Origin of the sequence: Desulfurivibrio alkaliphilus AHT 2 (genome assembly GCF_000092205.1) — a bacterium.
In the GTDB taxonomy this organism is placed as follows: domain Bacteria; phylum Desulfobacterota; class Desulfobulbia; order Desulfobulbales; family Desulfurivibrionaceae; genus Desulfurivibrio; species Desulfurivibrio alkaliphilus.
In genome coordinates, this window is the sequence record NC_014216.1 from 1,189,477 (window position 1) to 1,207,721 (window position 18,245).

The 18,245-nt window shown below is 57.7% G+C and carries 14 protein-coding genes and 1 pseudogene; 5 read left to right on the forward strand and 10 right to left on the reverse strand.

What is annotated here, in order from left to right; genetic code table 11:
* The first annotated feature begins 198 nt into the window (after window positions 1-198).
* Genes DAAHT2_RS13810 through DAAHT2_RS05085 form a run of 3 tightly spaced genes read left to right on the forward strand, consistent with a single transcriptional unit; the run spans window position 199 to window position 3,927 of the window.
* Window positions 199-2,745 (forward strand): ATP-binding protein, encoded by a 2,547-nt coding sequence (locus DAAHT2_RS13810; RefSeq protein WP_013163225.1) that lies wholly within the window; start codon window positions 199-201, stop codon window positions 2,743-2,745.
* Window positions 2,746-2,797: 52 nt separating this feature from the next.
* Entirely contained in the window at window positions 2,798-3,454 is a 657-nt protein-coding gene (locus DAAHT2_RS05080) for a TetR/AcrR family transcriptional regulator (RefSeq protein ID WP_157861418.1), read from the forward strand.
* A 56-nt stretch (window positions 3,455-3,510) separates the two neighbouring features.
* Window positions 3,511-3,927 (forward strand): hypothetical protein, encoded by a 417-nt coding sequence (locus tag DAAHT2_RS05085; protein ID WP_013163227.1) that lies wholly within the window; start codon window positions 3,511-3,513, stop codon window positions 3,925-3,927.
* Between the two features lie 55 nt (window positions 3,928-3,982).
* Here the strand turns inward: DAAHT2_RS05085 and DAAHT2_RS05090 are convergent, their stop codons facing one another.
* Window positions 3,983-7,231 (reverse strand): type I restriction endonuclease subunit R, encoded by a 3,249-nt coding sequence (locus DAAHT2_RS05090; protein ID WP_013163228.1) that lies wholly within the window; start codon window positions 7,229-7,231, stop codon window positions 3,983-3,985.
* Between the two features lie 240 nt (window positions 7,232-7,471).
* Here DAAHT2_RS05090 and DAAHT2_RS05095 point away from each other — a divergent pair, with 240 nt between their 5' ends.
* Both DAAHT2_RS05095 and DAAHT2_RS05100 read left to right on the forward strand, forming a co-directional pair.
* On the forward strand, window positions 7,472-7,726 hold the full coding sequence (locus tag DAAHT2_RS05095; protein ID WP_041719391.1) for a type II toxin-antitoxin system RelE family toxin: 255 nt from the start codon (window positions 7,472-7,474) through the stop codon (window positions 7,724-7,726).
* A gap of 10 nt (window positions 7,727-7,736) precedes the next feature.
* Window positions 7,737-8,108: a helix-turn-helix domain-containing protein gene (locus DAAHT2_RS05100; RefSeq protein ID WP_013163230.1), complete on the forward strand. Its 372-nt coding sequence runs from the start codon at window positions 7,737-7,739 to the stop codon at window positions 8,106-8,108.
* Window positions 8,109-8,227: 119 nt separating this feature from the next.
* Here DAAHT2_RS05100 and DAAHT2_RS05105 read toward each other — a convergent pair whose 3' ends face one another.
* The 9 genes and pseudogenes from DAAHT2_RS05105 to DAAHT2_RS05140 all read right to left on the reverse strand — a co-directional run bounded on the left by DAAHT2_RS05105 (window position 8,228) and on the right by DAAHT2_RS05140 (window position 18,164).
* Window positions 8,228-9,424: an ATP-binding protein gene (locus DAAHT2_RS05105; RefSeq protein WP_049824364.1), complete on the reverse strand. Its 1,197-nt coding sequence runs from the start codon at window positions 9,422-9,424 to the stop codon at window positions 8,228-8,230.
* Window positions 9,425-9,556: 132 nt separating this feature from the next.
* The gene (gene istB / locus DAAHT2_RS05110; protein ID WP_013163231.1) at window positions 9,557-10,342 is read right to left on the reverse strand and encodes an IS21-like element helper ATPase IstB; all 786 of its coding nucleotides are present in this window, start codon (window positions 10,340-10,342) and stop codon (window positions 9,557-9,559) included.
* A 15-nt stretch (window positions 10,343-10,357) separates the two neighbouring features.
* Window positions 10,358-11,631, reverse strand: a pseudogene (locus DAAHT2_RS15395) (Mu transposase domain-containing protein).
* A 200-nt stretch (window positions 11,632-11,831) separates the two neighbouring features.
* Entirely contained in the window at window positions 11,832-12,002 is a 171-nt protein-coding gene (locus tag DAAHT2_RS14245) for an ATP-binding protein (RefSeq protein WP_083774379.1), read from the reverse strand.
* Between the two features lie 144 nt (window positions 12,003-12,146).
* Window positions 12,147-13,400, reverse strand: a complete 1,254-nt coding sequence (locus tag DAAHT2_RS05120; protein WP_013163232.1) for an ATP-binding protein — start codon at window positions 13,398-13,400, stop codon at window positions 12,147-12,149.
* Window positions 13,401-13,442: 42 nt separating this feature from the next.
* On the reverse strand, window positions 13,443-13,667 hold the full coding sequence (locus tag DAAHT2_RS13825) for a DUF6933 domain-containing protein (RefSeq protein ID WP_013163233.1): 225 nt from the start codon (window positions 13,665-13,667) through the stop codon (window positions 13,443-13,445).
* Entirely contained in the window at window positions 13,664-15,040 is a 1,377-nt protein-coding gene (locus tag DAAHT2_RS13830) for a restriction endonuclease subunit S (protein WP_013163234.1), read from the reverse strand. The genes DAAHT2_RS13825 and DAAHT2_RS13830 overlap by 4 nt, the downstream gene beginning before the upstream one ends.
* Window positions 15,030-16,604 (reverse strand): type I restriction-modification system subunit M, encoded by a 1,575-nt coding sequence (locus DAAHT2_RS05135; protein WP_041719395.1) that lies wholly within the window; start codon window positions 16,602-16,604, stop codon window positions 15,030-15,032. The genes DAAHT2_RS13830 and DAAHT2_RS05135 overlap by 11 nt, the downstream gene beginning before the upstream one ends.
* 102 nt (window positions 16,605-16,706) lie before the next feature.
* Entirely contained in the window at window positions 16,707-18,164 is a 1,458-nt protein-coding gene (locus DAAHT2_RS05140; RefSeq protein WP_157861419.1) for a hypothetical protein, read from the reverse strand.
* Window positions 18,165-18,245 lie beyond the last annotated feature (81 nt).

An 18,245-nucleotide genomic window follows, 5' to 3' on the forward strand; every position in this document is an offset into this window, starting at 1 on the left:
TTAACAGGTTAGCGAGATTGATTCAAGTTTTTAAGTCCGTCCCCCCGACCCAAAAAAATATCGACAAAAAAAAGGTTACACGCTACATCTAGCTACGACAACGTACCACACAGATGCTCATCGCCACACTCCTGCGACCATGAAGAGAACCGCGTGGACCGGAAATCATCACGGCACAGAACACTAACCCTCCGGCTGATGCCGCCCTTAGCCCTGGCACTGGCCGCCCTTGTCCTCGGAACCGGGGCCAGCCTGGTCTGGCAGTACAAACTGCACCTCGATTACATCATCAACAGAGAAATTACGGAAACCCCGCACCTGCTCAGGGCGATCCTGGAAAAACAGGCCCTGGTTATGGAGACGGAACTGCGGGCCATTGCCCGCAGCAAAACAACCCGGCAGGCCTTGAAGGATCGCGACCGGGATCGATTGTTAACCGACCACCGGGAGCTGTTCGAACTGCTCCGGCAGGAAAGCGGGCTCACCCATCTCTATTTTCATGCCCCGGACCGGGAGAATCTGGTGCGCCTGCACCTGCCTGAAAACCGGGGCGGCCGGGTCGAGCGCCACACTTACAGAGAGGCGGAGCGGACCGGCCGGCTGGCAAGCGGCATCGAACTTGGCGCCATGGGCATTTTCACCCTGCGGGTGGTGCAACCGCTATTCGAGGATGAGAAGCTTATCGGTTTGGTGGAACTGGGCAGGGAAATTGACGATATCCTGCAGCGGCTGCACACCCCACGCCGGCTGGAGCTGGCCCTCGCCATTCGCAAGGATCTTCTCGACCGGCAGAGCTGGGAGCAGGGCATGCGGATGCTCGGCCGGGAAGCGGATTGGGATTTTCTGCCCCAAAGAGCCCTTGTCTACTCTTCTCTTGCTCCGTTTCCCAGGCTGCTGGGTTCACTTGCCACCGATGTCGCCCCCCGCCCTACCCCCGCTCATTTTGATTATAAATCAGACGCCGCCACCTGGCGGGTCGCGCAGTTGCCGAGCACCGATGCCTCGGGAGCCGTGGTGGGCGATCTCATCGTCATGTACGATATTACCGAGCAGCATATAACGTTCCGGCGATTACTCGCCGTGACCTTTGCCGGCATGGTGATTGTGCTCTCCTCACTCCTCGGCTTTTTCTACCTGGTGCTCACCCGTACCGACCGCTCTATCAAAGCGCGGGAACAGAAACTTACAGCCTCCGAAGAGAGATACCGGCTGCTGTTTCAAAACATGAACTCCGGCTTTGCCCTGCACGAGCTGATCCTGGATGAGGATGGCAAGCCCTGCGATTATCGATTTCTCGACATAAACCCCGCCTTCGAGAAGCTAACCGGCCTGAAAGCCGAGAAGGTTCTCGGCAGGCGGGTTCTCGAGGTTCTGCCGGAAACCGAGCCCTACTGGATCGAAACCTACGGCCGGGTTACCCTCACCGGTGAACCCGCCCATTTTCAAAATTATTCCAAGGAAGTTGGCAAATTCTGCGAGGTTGCGGCCTACACCCCCGAGCCCGGCCGGTTCGCCGTGATCGTCACAGATGTCACCCCGCAGAAGGAAGCCGAAAAGGAGCGGCACCGACTCGAGGAACAACTGCGCCAGGCCCAGAAGCTGGAAGCGATTGGGCGGTTGGCCGGCGGGGTGGCCCACGATTTCAACAACAAGCTGCAGACCATCTTAGGCTATACCGATCTTGCACTTGATGTGGTCAACCCGGACGAGCAGCTCCACAAGGATCTGAAGGAAGTCCGCACGGCAGCCGTCCAATCGGCCGACCTCACCCGCCAGCTACTCGCCTTTGCCCGGCGGCAGACTATTGTCCCGCAGGTTCTCGACCTCAACGAGACCATCACCAGCATGCTAAAAATGCTTAAGCGGCTGCTCGGTGAAGATATCGAACTGCTCTGGCAACCGGGGGCCAACCTGTGGCCGGTGAAGATTGATCCGGCCCAGATCGACCAGATCCTGGCCAATTTAACGTTAAACAGCCGTGATGCCATTATCGATGCGGGCCAGCTTACCATCGAAACCGCCAATGTGGACATCGATGAAGATTATTTCGGGGCCAATTCCGAAATTCCCCCCGGACAATACGTAATGCTCACGATAAGCGACAACGGGGTTGGTATGGAGCGGGAGATGCTGGAAAAAATCTTCGATCCCTTTTTTACCACCAAACCGCTGGACAAAGGAACCGGTCTTGGGCTGGCCACCGTCTACGGCATTGTCAAACAGAACGAGGGATTTATTAACGTCTACAGCGAGCCGGGCCAGGGCACCATTTTTAGGATATATCTGCCCAGGAACCTTGAGAAAATCGCGCCCGAGGAAGAACCGCAGCGCCGTCAAATACCGACCGGCACCGAAACCGTGCTGCTGGTGGAAGACGAAGTCGCCCTGCTCAACATGGCCAAAATGCTTCTCGAGAAGCTCGGCTACCGGGTTTTCGCGGCCGCTACCGCCGGGGAGGCCTTGCGCCTGGCCGAGGAGCATCAAGGAGAGATCGAGTTGCTGGTCACCGACGTGATCATGCCGGAAATGAACGGCCGCGATCTCTACCTGCAACTGAGCCGTTCACACCCCACCCTCAAATGCCTCTACATGTCCGGCTACTCCGCCAACATCATCTCCCACCATGGCGCGCTCGACCAAGACATCCACTTTCTCCAGAAGCCTTTTCCCCGGGAGGATCTCGCCGTTAAGGTCCGCGAGGCGCTGGACGATCAGCACCCGGCGTGCACCAGCAAAAAGTCCTAACAGCCTTGATGCCTTCCCGCAGTAAAAAAGGCGGACCGGGCTCAAACTGTCGTTGACATTGCTGATCGGTTCGGGTATTTTCCGACCGAACGTTCGGTTTGGGGCCGAATATGCTAAATGTGCCAATATGCCAAAGATGCCAAAGATGATAGATACCAGAAAGCTGATCGTAAAAACCGCCAGAAAGCTCTTCACCGGCCGCGGCTACTTCAAAACCAGCATTAGAGATGTCTCCAGGGAGGCGGATCTGAGCACGGGTGCCATCTACCATCATTTTAAAAGCAAGGAAGAAATCGCCTGTGAGATCTTTAACGAGACAACCTCCTTTCTGTTGCAGGAATTTGAAAATGCCGTCGCCAAAGGCTCAACCAGCGAGGAAAGGGTTTATGCCTTGATTTCCACCATGCTCCGGCTTGCCGATGAGCAGAACGAAATCATGGAATATGCGCTTAAAGTTAACCATCGTGAGATAATTGCAGAGGGTAAGCCGATCTGCTCTTCCGCACCGTTTGAGTTCATCAAAGAATTTCTGCGGGAGGAAATGGCCCGGGGCGGAATTCGACAGATGGACCTGTATACCGCTGCGGTCAGCCTGACCGCCATGCCAATCCGTTTCATGCAACTCAAGTGGGAAGGGCTCTTTGAGGAAAGATTTGCCAGTCGTACCGACGAGATATTTAACTGTGTCTGGGCTGCACTGAAGCCGTAGACATTTTTTTACCACCAAACAGACCGAGCGGTCGGTCGGAAACAAGGAGAATTTCAATGGGTAGACTTGCGATGATTATTCGTGATGATTCATATGACAGGGTGCTCACCCCCCTGGCATTCGGCTATCTCGGGGCGGCGATTTATGACGAGGTGGATATCCTTTTCGTCAGCTGGGCCGCAAAACTGCTAACTGAAGAGGGTCTGCGGGATGCCAAAATTTCTGCCGACCATGCCGGACAGGAAGAAATGGTCAAGGAGGGAGTAAGGTCCGCGGGGCTTCCCGATGATCTCTATGAAATCATCAAGCTCATGAAAGAGACGGAAAAGATCAATTTCTACCTTTGCAGCCTTGCCGGACATGTCTTCGGGGTAAGCAAGGAATCGGCAATTCCTGAACTGAACGAGGTTGTGGGCGCAACCTGGTTTCTGACGAAAAAAGCCCATGGCGCGGAGTGTTTCATGCAGTTCTGAGGTGTTCTTTTGCTGCTCAGCCGGGCGAGGAAGAGCTGGTACAGTCTGGCCTCTCTTACCCGGCCTGCTGGTATTTCTTGAAATTCTCGGCCTGTTCGAAGATTTCCCGGTACACCTCGTCGCGGTCCACCGGGGGGTAGCCGTGCTTGGCCAGGATCAGGATCAGCTCCACCTTTAGTTCGGCCTTGATGTCTTCCCGTTGGTTCCAGTCGGTGTATTTGACCTTTTCGCCCACCACCTCCTTTACCGCCTTGGCCAGGGTGAGCAGTTTGTCCTCGGGGTAGATGAAGTCGTATTTAATGGTCAGGTCTTTTAAGATGTCGTAGAAGGCCTTTTCTTCCAGGTCGATGCCTAAGTCGGCGAAGGAATCGCGCTCCTTTTTCAGGGCCTGGATCAGGTCGATGATTTCGGTGGAAAAATCCTCCAGCACGTTGCTGCGCAGCACTTCATCTTCCTTGCGCTGGTTGTAAACATCCACCAGGGCCTTGAACTTCTTGGCGAAATCGACCCCCCGGGCCTTGTTGACCTTCTTGAAGTCTTCAATCGCCCGGGCCAGCAGTTGTTGCAGGAGCTTGATCTTGGTGTTGGGGAGCTTGATCTTTTCGATCCGGGCCAGGTAGTCGTCGGCGAAGATATCGATTTCGCCGGCCTTATCTTCCCCCAGCCGGAAAATTTCCTCCACCCCCTCGCTTTGCAGGGCCTCGCCGATCAGCTCCCGCACCCGGGCGTTCATCCGGGCGGTATCCGGGGCATCGCCCTTGGTCAGCTTGAAAACGATGGAGCGCACCGCCAGGTAGAAGTGAATCCGGTCGCGCTCCTCCCGGCTCAGCTCTTCCGCGCCGCTGCAGATGTCGTAGGCAGCCTTGAGCCGCTTGACCAGGTGCATGAAGCGCTTTTCGATCTTGTCGGTAATCTGCACATACTCCGCCGCCTGGTTGAGGCAGTTGAGCTGCGCCACCGGGCTGCCCCGGAAATAGGGGGTGGTGTCGAAGCGGTGGAAGATCCGGCCCAGCAGGTCGAGATGGTCCCGGACCACCACCAGCGACTGGCCGATCTCCTCGATGTTCTGGCGATCAGCCTGGTTGTAGTGGGCCAGGGCCAGGTTCATTTGCTTCTTGATCCCGATATAGTCCACCACCAGCCCCTTCTCCTTGCCCGCGTAGCGGCGGTTGACCCGCGAGATGGTCTGGATCAGGCTGTGGCGCTGGATCGGCTTGTCGATATAGATGGTGTCCAGAAAGGGCACATCGAAGCCGGTGAGCCACATATCGACCACGATGGCGATCTTGAAGTTGGACTCCGCCTTCTTGAACTGGCGGTCCAACTCCTTGCGGTACTCCGGGGTGCCCAGCATATCGTAGAGTTCCTTGGGGTCGTCGGCGTTCCGGGTCATGATCAGCTTGACCCGCTCCATGGGCTTGATCTCTTGCCGCTGGGCCGCGCCAAGCTCCTCCCCTTCCCCGCCTGGCCCTTCCCCGCCGGCTCGCGCCACGTTCCATTCCGGCCGCAGGGTAATCAGTTCCCGCCACAGGGCGTAGGCGATCTCGCGCTTGCTGCACACAAACATCGCCTTGCCCATTACGCTGGCGCCCTCCTCCAGCCGCCGCTCGTAGTGGTGGACAAAATCCACCGCCAGGGCCCGAATCCGGTCCGGGTCGCCCAGGATGGCGTGCATCCGGGCGCTGGCCTTCTTGCTCTCCTCGATCTGGTAGTCGCTGGCCCCCTCCTCGGCGCACTGGGCGTAATAGGCCTCGATCTCTTCGAGCTTGCCGTTGTCCAGAATCACCTTGGCCGCCCGCCCCTCGTAGACGATGCGCACGGTGATCTCGTCCTTCACCGACTCGGTCATGGTGTAGGCATCCACCACCGGGCCGAAGACATCCAGGGTGGCGTCGATGGGGGTGCCGGTGAAGCCGACATAGGTGGCGTTGGGCAGCGAATCGTGCAGGTATTTGGCAAAGCCGAAGGTGCGCTTGACCCCGTTTTCGGTCAGCCGCACCTTTTGGTCCAGGTTGACCTGGCTGCGGTGGGCCTCGTCCGAGATGCAGATGATATTGGCCCGGTCGCTGAGCAGCCGGGTATCCTCGGTGAACTTCTGCACCGTAGTCAAAAAAACCCCGCCGCTGTTGCGGCCCTTGAGCAGTTCCCGCAAGCGGGCCCGGCTCTCGACGCTGACCACCGTCTGGTCGCCGATATAGCCCTTGGCGTTGGTGAACTGGTGGGCGAGCTGGGCATCGAGATCGGTGCGGTCGGTGATCAGCACGATGGTCGGGCTTTCAAACTCCAGGCTCTTCATCAGCAGCCGGGTGAGAAAGAGCATGGTGAAGCTCTTGCCGCAGCCGGTGGCGCCGAAGTAGGTGCCGCCCTTGCCATCGCCCCCGGTGCCGTCCGGCAGCTTACGGTGGGCCCAAATATTGCGGTAAAGCTTGGTGGCCGCGTAGAACTGGGGATAGCGGCAGACCACCTTCTCCTCGCGCTTGGAGACATCGGGGAAGTAGATGAAGTGGCGGATCACCTGGCGCAGCCGGTCCTGGTCGAAGAGCCCGGCGATCATGGTCTTAAGGGCGTTGATCCCGTCCTGGTCGATGGTTTCCTCGCCGCTGACCTTGCGCCAGGTATAGAAAAACTCGTAGGAAGCGAACAGCGAGCCCATCCGGCTGTTGACCCCGTCGCTGATCACGCACAGGGCGTTGTACTTCAGCAGCTCCGGAATCGCCCGGACATAGCGGGTGGTCAGTTGGACATAGGCATCGTGAATGGTGGCCTCTTCCCGGATGGCGCTCTTGAACTCGAAGACCACCAGGGGCAGGCCGTTGATGTAGAGCACGGCATCGGGAATCCGCTTTTCCCGGCCCACCACCTCCAACTGGCTGACCAGCCGGTAGATATTGCCGTCGGCCCGGTAGGCGGGCGACTCTTCGGCGGTAAGCGTTTCCACCTCGCCGGGGCGGGGCCGGCGCTGGGCGGGCAGCCCGGCGTAATCGAGCAGTTGGATGTAAAGATCCTTGCGGCTGCGATCCTCGCGCTTGAGCAGAAAACCGTCGGCCACCAGCCGGTGGATGGTCCGGTTGGACTCATAAAGATCAAGGGCCGGCAGCCGCTCCAGCCGACGGCAGATGGAATCGATCTCGCCGGCGGTGATCCCCTCGCCGCCGTAACGGCGGGCCAGAAACTCGCGCAGATCATCCCGCAGCAGCACCTCGTCGGGCCGCCTGGCAAGCTCCTCGCCCCTAAAATGCGGGTAGCCCCGCTCTTCCAGCAGGGCGATGATCGCCTGTTCCAGTTTAGCCTCGGTGAACTTCACGATGACCTCCTACGATATTGCTGCTACCACCATCATGCCGCACGGTATTGTTTCCGGTACATAGTCGCAAGCAAAAACACACCTTTCCAGCCTTATCGACAAATCCGCAGGTTGCCGCTGACAGGTGGAGAGGTGCTAAGCGGATGGGGGTTTTAACCAGGCGCCTGAAGCCGAATTAATCGTTTGCATATTGCAACTTAAAAGTTGACATTAAATTTGCTTTTCGCTACCATGTCTCACATGAAGAGACTCACCTACAGCCGGGACGCCTTGAAAACACTGGGACGAATACCCGCCGACACCGCCCGCTTGATCCGGTCAAAACTTGAACAGTACGCGGCGGAACCGGCAAGCCTGACCAACAACGTCAAAGCTATTAAAGGCCAACCAGGCTATCTTCGGCTCCGCATTGGCGACTGGCGGGTGATTTTTTCGGATAACGGCGAAGTTATCGCCGTCATTAAGCTCGCGCCGCGTGGCGGCGCTTACAGTTAGGAGCAAGACCATGCACGAACAGATTATCATCACCGCCGGGGGAGAACGCCTGGTTGTAATTCCCGAGGCCGATTACCTTGCCATGCTCGACGCCATTGAAGATCGCGAGGATATCGCGGCCATTGAAAAATTCCACCGCCGACTTGCGGCAGGTGAAGAGGAACTGCTGCCCGCCGAAATGGCCAATCGCATCCTTGACGGCGAAAACAAAATCCGGGTCTGGCGGGAGTATCGAGGGATGTCGGCACGCGAGCTGGCCTCCACGGCGCAGATAAGCACTTCCTATCTGTCGCAGGTCGAAACCGGCTCCCGCGAAGGCGGTATCGATACGCTCAAACGCATAGCCGCCGCCCTTCGCGTATCAATCGATGATCTCGTGTGACGGGGGACGGACTTAAAAACTTAAGTTAATATTGCTTATAGTCTCTGCGACAACTCTGGATGACAATTTAAGTTTTTAAGTCCGTCCCTCTTGCCCTCTAAAAAAATTGCCCGGCCTGTTCAGCGTAAGGCCGCCATAACCTCTTCCGGACCGATCAGGACATTACCGCCGGTATCACCGGCCAACTCCATCTCCTTGCACCATATCGCGGTAATAATTTCCTTGCCTTGAGTTCGGGGAAACTTTGCCGCCTTCTGGCGCAAAGTTTCCAGTAAAGGCCGCACCCTGGTCTTCTTTTCCCATTTGGCCTCACCCAGCAGGATCGCGGTGCCGTCCAGCGATTCCGCGACCACATCGATTTCCATTTCCCCTCCTTTGCCGGCCTTTCCCCACCAGCGTGACGCCGGTTTCCAGCGCTTGCCGCCAATGGTAAGCCGGGCGACGGAATAACGGGCCAGTTCCTCCCAGGTTTCGGCCACCAGGGCTTGCCGCTGTTGGCCGGTGGCGTCCCACACTTCCGTAATCAAATCCTGCTCCAGCATCGAACGGTATGGCTGTACCACCCGATACCAGAAACCCAGAAAAGGGTCCGCCAGCCGGTACAGGCTTTTTTTGCTGGAGCGGGGGTTTTCGCCAAAGGGAATTTCACGTTTGATATAGCCGAGCTGAGCCAGATTGAACAGCGGCCGGGTCAGGCTGGTGGCCGGTTTGCCCAGGCGGCCGCCAAGTTCCGAAAGACGATTGGCGCCGCCGGCGATCAGGGCCAGCAGGGAATGGGGCTGACCGGCGCCACGCATGTCGTCAAGCAGCAGCCGCATGGGCTCTTCATGCAAAACGCCGTTACGATCCAGCACCAGCTCATGGCAGGCGCTTGCCGAATCGGGAAAATCCCTGGCCAGTTCCCAGTACCGGGGCACCCCGCCCCATACCGAATAGGCCGCCACCGCCTCCTCCGGCGGCAAAGCCAGAGCTTCCGTAAGCCACCCCGGTTCCAGGGGGCGAATTTTAAGAATCTCCCGCGCCCGGCCGTACAGCGGGGCAGTACTGTCAAGCACCAGCCCCTGCATCATCCGCTGGGATGAGCCGCAGATAATTAAATGAAAACGGGACCTGCGGCTGTCCAGCAACTTTTGCATGACGCTGGGCAACTCCGGGGCATTCTGGACCAGGTAAGGAAACTCATCGAGGACCAGGGTCGCACCCGCCGGAAGCTGGTTGGCGGCAGCATTAAAAAAAACTTCCCAGGAGGGATATTGCACCTCGCCGAATCCGGGCACCAGCCTGCCGATCTCCACCCCCAGGGCTTGGCGCTGCAAGGGCGCCTCCTGCTGGTCGGCCAGATAGTAAACATCATTTTCCCCGACTGTTAATGATCACCCTAATGGAGCCACCCATGATCAGCTAATGGAGCCACCCTCAAGTGGCCATTTTGGGGCTCCGGACGGTTTTTAATTTTTGCCTTTTTTGCTGTTTTCGGCAACCTCGTTTTTGGGGTATTTGGGCAGCGGCCTGGCCGCTCGGAAGCTTTTGCCGTCCAGGAGCAGTGAGTAAGCGCCGTGGCGGATGCGGTCGATGGTGGCCGAGCCCAGCAGTTTATTGGGGAAGGCGTCACCCCACTCGTTGAGATCCAGGTTGCTGGTGATGATGGTGGAACGGCGCTCGTAACGTTCTCCAACCAGGTCATGGATATCCTCATCCTGGGGGGTGCGCAGTGGTTTGAGGCCGAAGTCGTCGATGATCAGCAGATCGACCTTGGCCAGGGCGTTAAGCCGCCGTTCGTAGGCGTTGGTGGCGCGGGCGGCGTGTAGTTGGCCCAGCATCTTGGTCTGGGTCGTGAAGAGCACATCGTAGCCCATTCTGACCGCGCAGTGGCCGATGGCCTGGGCGATATGGCTCTTGCCGGTGCCGCAGGGGCCGACCACCAGCAGGTTGGCGCCCTCTTCCAGGAAGCGGCAGGTGGCCAGGTCCATGATCAGGGCGCGGTTGATGTTGGGGTTGAAGGAGAAGTCGAACTCCTCCAGGGTTTTGTGGTTACGGAAGTTGGCCCGGCGGACACGCATGGCGAACTTGCGCTGGGAACGGCGGGCGACTTCGTCCTGGACCAGCATGGCCAGGAAGTCGGTGTAGGCCAGCTTTTCCTCGATGGCCTGGCGGTTTCTGGCTTCCAGGGAATCAAGGATGCCGGAGAGTCGCAACTGTTTGAGCATGGGGATCAGTTCGGGCATGGGATTCATTGAGGTTCCTCCTTATCAGTGAAAAAGTTGTTGGCGCTGGAAGCGGCCCTGGCCCCGGTAGGCCATGCCGGCCGCCACCGGTTCCGTTTCCGGGGGCTGTTGGTCAAGCCCCTTGCCGAGGATGGTTTTGACCGTGATGTATTGGGGGCTGTCGTAGATCAGCGCTCGGTGACAGGCGGCCTCCAGCCGCTCCGGGCCGTATTTGCCGGCCAACCGGAGCACCCCTTGGGCCGCCCGGAGATGATCAACCACCCGGTGACTCAACAGCCGGTGGATCAGGCGGTGGCAGTGGGGGCCGATCTCACCGGCCTGCTTGAGACACCACTGGGGATCGCGCATCAGGTAGGCGACGGCGTCCGGCGGCAGATGATCGATACAGGTGGCCTTCTGGCCGGGACGGCCACAGCGGGGATGGATCGCCACCTGTTGATGCTGGTGGTAGATCTTGACGGTGTTTTCGGTCGCCTTGACCCACAGCTTCTTGTGCACCAGCTTGAAGGGAGCGGAGTAGTAAGCTTTGTCGAACTGGAGATGGCAGTTGCCGTGCAGCTTGTGCTCGGCCCAGACCGCCAACTCCGGGGCCACGGCGGGCAAAGGTTTAAGGAAGGCCTTCTCCGCCTCGGCGAACATGACCAACGGCTTTTGCTTGGTGGTGCCGTGGCTCCGGTTGCCGGCCGTTGCCAGCACCCACTCCTTAAGCTGGCGATTGGCATCGACCAGACTGCGGAACGTACGCAAGGGCAGGAAGTTGTTTTTGACGTATTTGACCCCGGACTCCACCCGCCCCTTCATCTGGGGAGGGTCATGACGAACACCCAGGTGGAAAACGGCTTGCCGGTCTGGGGATCAAGCAGCTTGGGGCCGGAACCGAAATCCACCTGGGCCGCTTCGCCGGGATCAAAGTCCAGCATTACCGTGGCTTGGGGGTTATCCCCCTTGAGGTCCTGGAGAAAACGTCTGACCGAGGAGTAACTACCGGTAAAGCCGTGTTCGCGCACCAGGGTCTGGTGCATGGCGGTGCCGTTGATCCCGGCCGCCTGCCAGGTCTTGAGCTGCTCCTGGTACGGCAGCAGCAGCGGCACCGCCGATTCACCCGGAGCCGGCAGCTTGATTACTTTGGCCAGCTCGGCATCATCCGGCAACTCCCGGGCGGGATCGAGCCAGCCCTGCTGCTGGGCCAAGGCCCGCAACTGCGCGGCCTTGCGACGGCCCATCAGCTTGGCCTTGGCGATCTGACGGTCGGACTGGCCCAACCGCATTTGGGTAAGAATTTGACGGTATTGAAACATCTCGAACCTCCTATTGGCCATCGGCTATCCCTCCTGAAAATGGATTTTTTCAGGAAGATATAGCCGATCCGCAGAAAGTCCGGGACCCGTTTATGAACTCAAGGGAAGGGGTGGCGCCATTAACTGATCCGCAAGTGGCTCCATTAGCTGATCACGCCATGGCTCCATTAAGCTGATCCTTAACTGGCTCCATTAGCTGATCACGAAGTGGCTCCATATGGGTGATCATTAACACCGACTACCTGTTGCAGCAGGGTGGACTTGCCGCAGCGGCGCCGGCCGTAAATTACCACCAGGGCCGGCTCCGCCCCGCCGATGGCGCTCTTCAGCCGGGCAATCTCCCGTTGTCTGTTTAAGAATTCAAGTCGCATCGCTCACTCTGTCGCCTCTCGGTAATTATGCATGTTGAACATAATGTTTGACATACATAAACAACAGGGATTAGTCAAGAATAGATATTTTTTGTCTTGTTTCAGCCCTCTTTGGGGCCTACAAGGCGTTGCCTGATAACCCGCTTACAGCTCCCAGAGTTTGCGCATGGGGACGGCGAGGAACTTTTTGTCTCCCAGGGGGAGTATATCTCTGCCGTTGTAAAGCAGCAGCCCGGCTTGAAAGTTTCGACCGCATTTTTCAGCCAGATGAGCAAGGCCCTGCCCGTCTTTATTATTCAAGGTCTCGGCGGCTTTAACCTCGATACCCCAGGTTTTGGCACCCCGGGTGACGACCATGTCCACTTCAACCTGGTCTTTGTCGCGGTAATGCCAAAAGCGTAGGTCCGGGTCCGTCCAGGCGGCCTGGGCGATGATCTGTTGGATCACGAACGATTCCAGCAGATGCCCCATTCGCTCCCTTTGCGCCAGCCAATCTTCCGCCTTTAAACCGGCCAGGGTCGCTGCCAGGCCGCTGTCGAGCAGGTGTACCTTGGGGGTTTTAATCAATCGTTTGGCATTATTACGATGCCAGGCCGGCAGGCGGCGCAGCAGGAAAAGTCGTTCCAGGATCGTTAAATAATGGTTCACGGTATCGCGGTGCAGGGCGAGTTCCTTGGCCAGGTTGCTGGCGTTGAGTAATTCGGCGCTGCGGAGGGCCAATAACTCCAGGAGACGTGTCACCTCCTCGGCGTTTTTCACTCTGGCTACGTCCTGGATGTCTCGTTCGATAATCGATTTCAGGTATTGCCGCCGCCACTGCCTGGCTCGGCCGGGCGAGCGCCGCAGTGGTTCAGGATACCCGCCCGCCACCAGCCGCTGGACCAGTGCAGGCCCTGTTGCTCCGCTTTTCGGTGGGGCCTGGATCTCCGGCTCAATCGCCCCAGAAAGGAAAGTTTGCAGAAAACGACCGGGCCGGCGCTCTTTTTCCGACTCCGTCAATGGTTGCAAATTGACAATTTCCAGGCGTCCGGCCAGGGATTCACTTACCTTTGGCAGCAGCAGGAGGTTGGCGGAGCCGGTCAGGAGAAAGCGCCCGGGGCGCCGATCACGATCCACGGCCTGTTTGATAACAGGCAATAGCTCGGGAGCTCGCTGTACCTCGTCAATGGTGATCTCTTCCGGCAAGCCGGCAATGAAACCGGCCGGATCATGGCGTGCAACCCGGTAATAGTTAGGTTCGTCCAAGCTGATAAAGGCGCGCTTGGGAAAGGTCTTTTCCGCCAGCGAGGTTTTTCCGCACTGCCGTGGCCCCAGCAGGCAGACTACCGGTGTGTCGGCCAATGCTTCCTTGATTACCGGTGCCAGGTTGCGCGGGAACCAGTGAGATGCTTCGTCCATCTGTTGCCCATGGTTTCGTCTGATTGTATAGTTACTGTCCGTCTAATTGTACATTAGTATATCGTCTGGCTGTTGTTTGTCAACCACGGCGACGAACAGCACGCACTGGCGGCGTTGCAGCAAAAGCAGCTTGGCGTGCCAGCCGCTCAGCGGGGATTCGCCCGCGTCGATGGCGGAAGGGGGCACCCCCCGCCGGCTTTTCAGCCGCCCGTCCGCATCACACGGCAGCTTGACCAGTAGTTTTTTGGTGCAGTGCAAGCGTATCATATGGCATCCGCTACGAGTTTTTCCGCATCGGGGATGCGGAGTTGGCCGGAGATTAGTTTGGGGAGCAGGGTGTCGCGTATTTTTGCTAATGTTTCTTGCGAATTAAGATTTTTAATCCATTTGTCAAAAATGTTATCCACTTGTTTTTCTAACAATTCGCCAAGCACCACAGGCGGGATGACCACCTTTGTCTGCTGGATAATCCCTTTGCTTATGTTTTGTTGAGCTGAACCTCTGGCTTGATTAGCTAAAGTGGCGACAATACGCTCAAGAGTGAGGTAGTTAAAAAAACGATATGGTTCCTTTGGGATAAGACCGCATACAGCTTGGTTGGTGGTCAACGGTTCGCCGACAAACGCGACTTGCCCTGCAGTTGCACCATACATAGCAATAACCGTGGCACCTGATGGAAGCCACTTGGCCGAGCTGTTTTTCAGCCCTAGATTAGTAATCCTGTTAACAGTGTTTGTGATTATATTTTGCCTTACCTCACCCGAGGTAAGCCAAGGTACTGTTCCATCATCCCAATATTCTGTTTTATCTTTTCTTGGGGTCCCTCCATTCTGGATTTTTGTGCATAGCTGTGAAATCTGGGACACCTCCCACCCCTCCGGCACCCAGCCCATTTCTTCGGTGGAGACGAAGCGGCTGGGGAACTGTTTTTGGATCGCTTCGGGGAGGGGTTTGCGCTGGTCGCCCAGGGCTTTGCGGGCCTTGGCGCGGGCTTGCAGGGGTTCGGGGATGGGGTTGCCGGCGGCCAGGGCGTTGTCGATGACCGGGTCGAAATCGACAAACCAGCTCTTGAACAGCGCCCGCGCCATCGCCTCCAGCGTGGCGTTCATCCGGCGGTTGAGCTCGATTTTGTCGTCGAGGGAGCCGAGGATGTGGGCGATGGCTTTTTGCTCTTCGATTGGCGGAATTGGTAGTTCAAAGTTGGGGATGTCAGCACACCTAAGACTGTCAAAGACCGCTCCAACATTCAGGTATTTATCTACTTGAGCCCACCATTCAGGACCGTTAGCAAGCCAACGCAGGAATGGCGGATAGACTCGACTTGAGTCCGACCGAAGCAATACCAGATTTTGGCCCAAAGCAAACCTGACCCCGGCTGGAACATAGGCTGTTTCACCAGGATTGCATCGCCTAGAGAGAACCACATCATCTTCTTGCGGATTGGCTTTTTTAGTCCATTCCTCTAAATCGGCCGCAGAAATCAAACGAGGATTTGCGTTGAAGTCTATGCGCCCCTCCTTCATCTGAGGAATCGCAATGTAAGGATATCCGTCCCCAGCATCAGGTGGCGTTTTATGAACACAATCAAGCAAAGAAACACCAGCTTCTTTTAGGGTCAGTCGAACCCACTCACCCCTCATAACCCAACGCCTCCAAATTCCTGCGTATCACCGCATCAAGCTTTTCCGCCTCGGCCATCTGGCGGTAGAGGGTCTGGCTTAGTTCGGTCATTTTTTGCTCGAAGGGGATGCCGTCGTCTTCGATTTCGGCGGCGCCGACGTAGCGGCCCGGGGTCAGGACGTAGTCGTTGGCCTTGATCTCCGCCAGGGTGGCGGCTTTGCAGAAGCCGGGTTGGTCCTGGTAGGCGCCGTCCTTGGCTTCGCCGCGCCAGGCGTGGTAGGTGCGGGCGATCTCGGCGATGTCGTCGCAGGTCAGTTCCTTGTGGGTGCGGTCGATCATGGTGCCCATGTTGCGGGCGTCGATGAATAGGGTCTCACCCCGGCGGTCGCGGTGGCTGCTGTCGCTGTGGCCTTCGATCCGCTGGGCCTTCTTGTTCCTGGTGATGAACCAGAGGCAGACCGGGATCTGGGTGGTGTAGAAGAGCTGGCCGGGCATGGCGATCATGCAGTCGATCAGGTCGTTTTCGATCAGCTTGCGGCGGATCAGGCCCTCGCCGGAGGTGTTGGTGGACATGGAGCCGTTGGCCAGGACAAAACCGGCAACACCATTTTCCGAGAGCTTGGAGACCATGTGCAGAATCCAGGCGTAGTTGGCGTTGCCGGTGGGGGGCACTTCGTAGCCGGCCCAGCGCGGGTCGTCGGTCAGCTCGTTGGCGGCACGCCACTCCTTGAGGTTGAAGGGCGGATTGGCCATGATGAAGTCGGCCTTGAGGTCCGGGTGCTGGTCCTTGAAGAAGGTGTCGGCGGGGGCCTCGCCCAGGTTGGCGGCAATGCCCCGGATCGCCAGGTTCATTTTGGAGAGCTTGTAGGTGGTGGAGGTGTACTCCTGGCCGTAGATGGAGATATCCTTCTTGCTGCCCCGGTGGCTTTCGACGAATTTGACCGATTGCACGAACATCCCGCCGGAGCCGCAGCAGGGGTCGTAGATCTTGCCCCGGAAAGGCTCGATCATCTCGGCGATCAGCTTGACCACGCACTTGGGGGTATAGAACTCGCCGCCGCCCTTGCCCTCGGTGGCGGCGAATTTGCCGAGGAAGTATTCGTAAACCCGGCCCACCACATCCTGCTCGTGGTCGGCGACGGTGTCGATGTTGTTGATGGAGTCGATCAGGGCCGCCAGCTTGCTGACATCCAGCCCCAGGCGGGAGAAGTAGTTGTCCGGCAGGGCGCCGCGCAGGGCCGGGTTGTTCTTCTCCACCGTGTGCAGGGCGGTGTCGATCCGCACCGCGATGTCATCCTGCTTGGCCGCTTTCCGGATGGTGGACCAGCGCGCCTCCTCGGGCAGGTAGAAGACGTTCTTCATGGTGTAGAACTCCACCATATCGACATAGTCCCCCTGGCCCTCGGCGATCAGTTCCCGCTTGCGCTGCTCGAACTTGTCGCTGACGAACTTGAGGAAGATGAGGCTGAGCACCACATGTTTGTACTCGGAGGACTCCACCGTCCCCCGCAGCCGGTCGGCGGTTTCCCAGAGGGTTTGTTCGAAGCTTTTGGTGGGTTTTTTGAGGGGTTGTTTTTTGGGCATGGTTTGTTTTTTTTGATTGGGCAGCAAGGCCGGTTTCAGCATCTGTGTTTTACTGGTTTACGCTTCGCTCAGCCACTGAGGTCCGTCGGCTGCAGAGGAATGTTAGTACTCTTTCGTTCTAGGTATACAGGCGAAAGTTGATCCATCGAACATGTATTCTTGGCTCTGGTAATCGTAATTAACGGTCCGAGCTTGAAGAGCTGCCCTCAGTTCTCGCCAGATCGGCCGTTCCGCTTGAGTATCTGCGCGGTCAGGATGGGATATCGCATACTGGGCAAGAGCACGGCCCCATTCAGCGCCTTTCAAGGATTGCTTCCGCTCTGACACTGCTTTGTATAGACTCTCGAGGTCTCGGCTGCGAGCGATGCCTGTCCAGTCTGTTTTCCGTACCGCCGCTCCGCAGAAGCCGAGCTCCTCGTCAAGCTGTGCTGCAATTTCTACGAGTTCTTCCAATGCAAAGTTCGCAAACTCGAAGTCTGGCTGGTGTGCGGCGATATATCCGACGACTCGTTCCTCCTCAACGTGACGACGTATGGCCTTAACGTTTGCGGGAACATCGGTGTCGAACGTAATGATGCTGAAGCGCCTCAGAGCACAGTCTTCTTGCAGTCCATCACTGAGCTTCAGTGCTATGTTATCGCGTTCGCTCGCAAGGTTACCCCTTAGATTCACAAGCTCGACATTCGCCTTAGCTGGCTCCGGCATGATACTTAGGATCGCTTGATACTCAGTATCTCCTTCCACATACCAGCGAACAGCGCTGCCTGTTGCAAGGCCGAAATGAAGTGTGAGCCGCGGGCGGGAATGCGGTATATCGTCAAGTGGACGTTCCGATCCGTATACCAAGGTTCGGTCACCATGCGACCACTGACCGAATCCGCGATCCTCCTCAGGCCATACCACTTTGTGGACGCTCTCGAAGACTCGCCTAATGACCTCCGCCATGTGCCGGAACCATAATCCCGCAGCAACCGCCCCCCTTAGACGTTTTCGCCTGTCCCACCGAGCTACGCGGAGCAATAGATAGAGGCTCCCGTTCTCATCGAGCATTGCGGCATCGAGACGCACCTTCTCATGAGCCTTTTGCCACTCCTGGGGATCAAGGCTTTCAACGAGAACCGTTGCGTTTTTTTGGTAATGGCGTAAGAGCCTGTTGTGCTCTTCTATATCAACCCCTCCGGAGCGGACTGTCCACCCTGTGATGTCAGGCCAATACAGAGGTTCCAAGCAAGTCGCCAAGTCGACGACTAGATTTGCCTCCGCAGCCGTATGGCTAATGTCTTCGAGCGAAGGCATCTGTTCGGCCAGTACGCGATTAACAAGCTCCGGCAGCCGCTCGCAGTTCAGCGAAGCAGAGGGAGCTATGGGTAAGCTGAGCCGCTTCAGTACTCTGTGCACCGTATAGAGCCGGAATGGGTGGAACAGAATGCGACGGTCAGCAACGACTTCTTCCCCCGGCAACCAACCGCGGCGATTGAACTCACCTGGATCGCCTTCAACAACACCCGAAAGCCGAACACCAAGGTCCCTTGCAAACTTTATGAACTGCACCTCCGTCAACGGGGCAACCTGGCGCAAACGCTGTAGTTCGGGATATCGCGTTTCTTTGAAGCTCTGAATCTCGGAGCTGGCAGCAGTTGG

What these genes read in the sequence shown, in the direction of transcription:
- DAAHT2_RS13810 (WP_013163225.1), top strand. Translation starts at nt 199, where the DNA reads ATGCCGCCCTTAGCCCTGGCACTGGCCGCCCTTGTCCTCGGAACCGGG.
- DAAHT2_RS05085 (WP_013163227.1), top strand. Translation starts at nt 3,511, where the DNA reads ATGGGTAGACTTGCGATGATTATTCGTGATGATTCATATGACAGGGTG.
- DAAHT2_RS05095 (WP_041719391.1), top strand. Translation starts at nt 7,472, where the DNA reads ATGAAGAGACTCACCTACAGCCGGGACGCCTTGAAAACACTGGGACGA.
- DAAHT2_RS05100 (WP_013163230.1), top strand. Translation starts at nt 7,737, where the DNA reads ATGCACGAACAGATTATCATCACCGCCGGGGGAGAACGCCTGGTTGTA.
- istB (WP_013163231.1), bottom strand. Translation starts at nt 10,342, where the DNA reads ATGAATCCCATGCCCGAACTGATCCCCATGCTCAAACAGTTGCGACTC.
- DAAHT2_RS14245 (WP_083774379.1), bottom strand. Translation starts at nt 12,002, where the DNA reads ATGCGACTTGAATTCTTAAACAGACAACGGGAGATTGCCCGGCTGAAG.
- DAAHT2_RS05120 (WP_013163232.1), bottom strand. Translation starts at nt 13,400, where the DNA reads ATGGACGAAGCATCTCACTGGTTCCCGCGCAACCTGGCACCGGTAATC.
- DAAHT2_RS13825 (WP_013163233.1), bottom strand. Translation starts at nt 13,667, where the DNA reads ATGATACGCTTGCACTGCACCAAAAAACTACTGGTCAAGCTGCCGTGT.
- DAAHT2_RS13830 (WP_013163234.1), bottom strand. Translation starts at nt 15,040, where the DNA reads ATGAGGGGTGAGTGGGTTCGACTGACCCTAAAAGAAGCTGGTGTTTCT.
- DAAHT2_RS05135 (WP_041719395.1), bottom strand. Translation starts at nt 16,604, where the DNA reads ATGCCCAAAAAACAACCCCTCAAAAAACCCACCAAAAGCTTCGAACAA.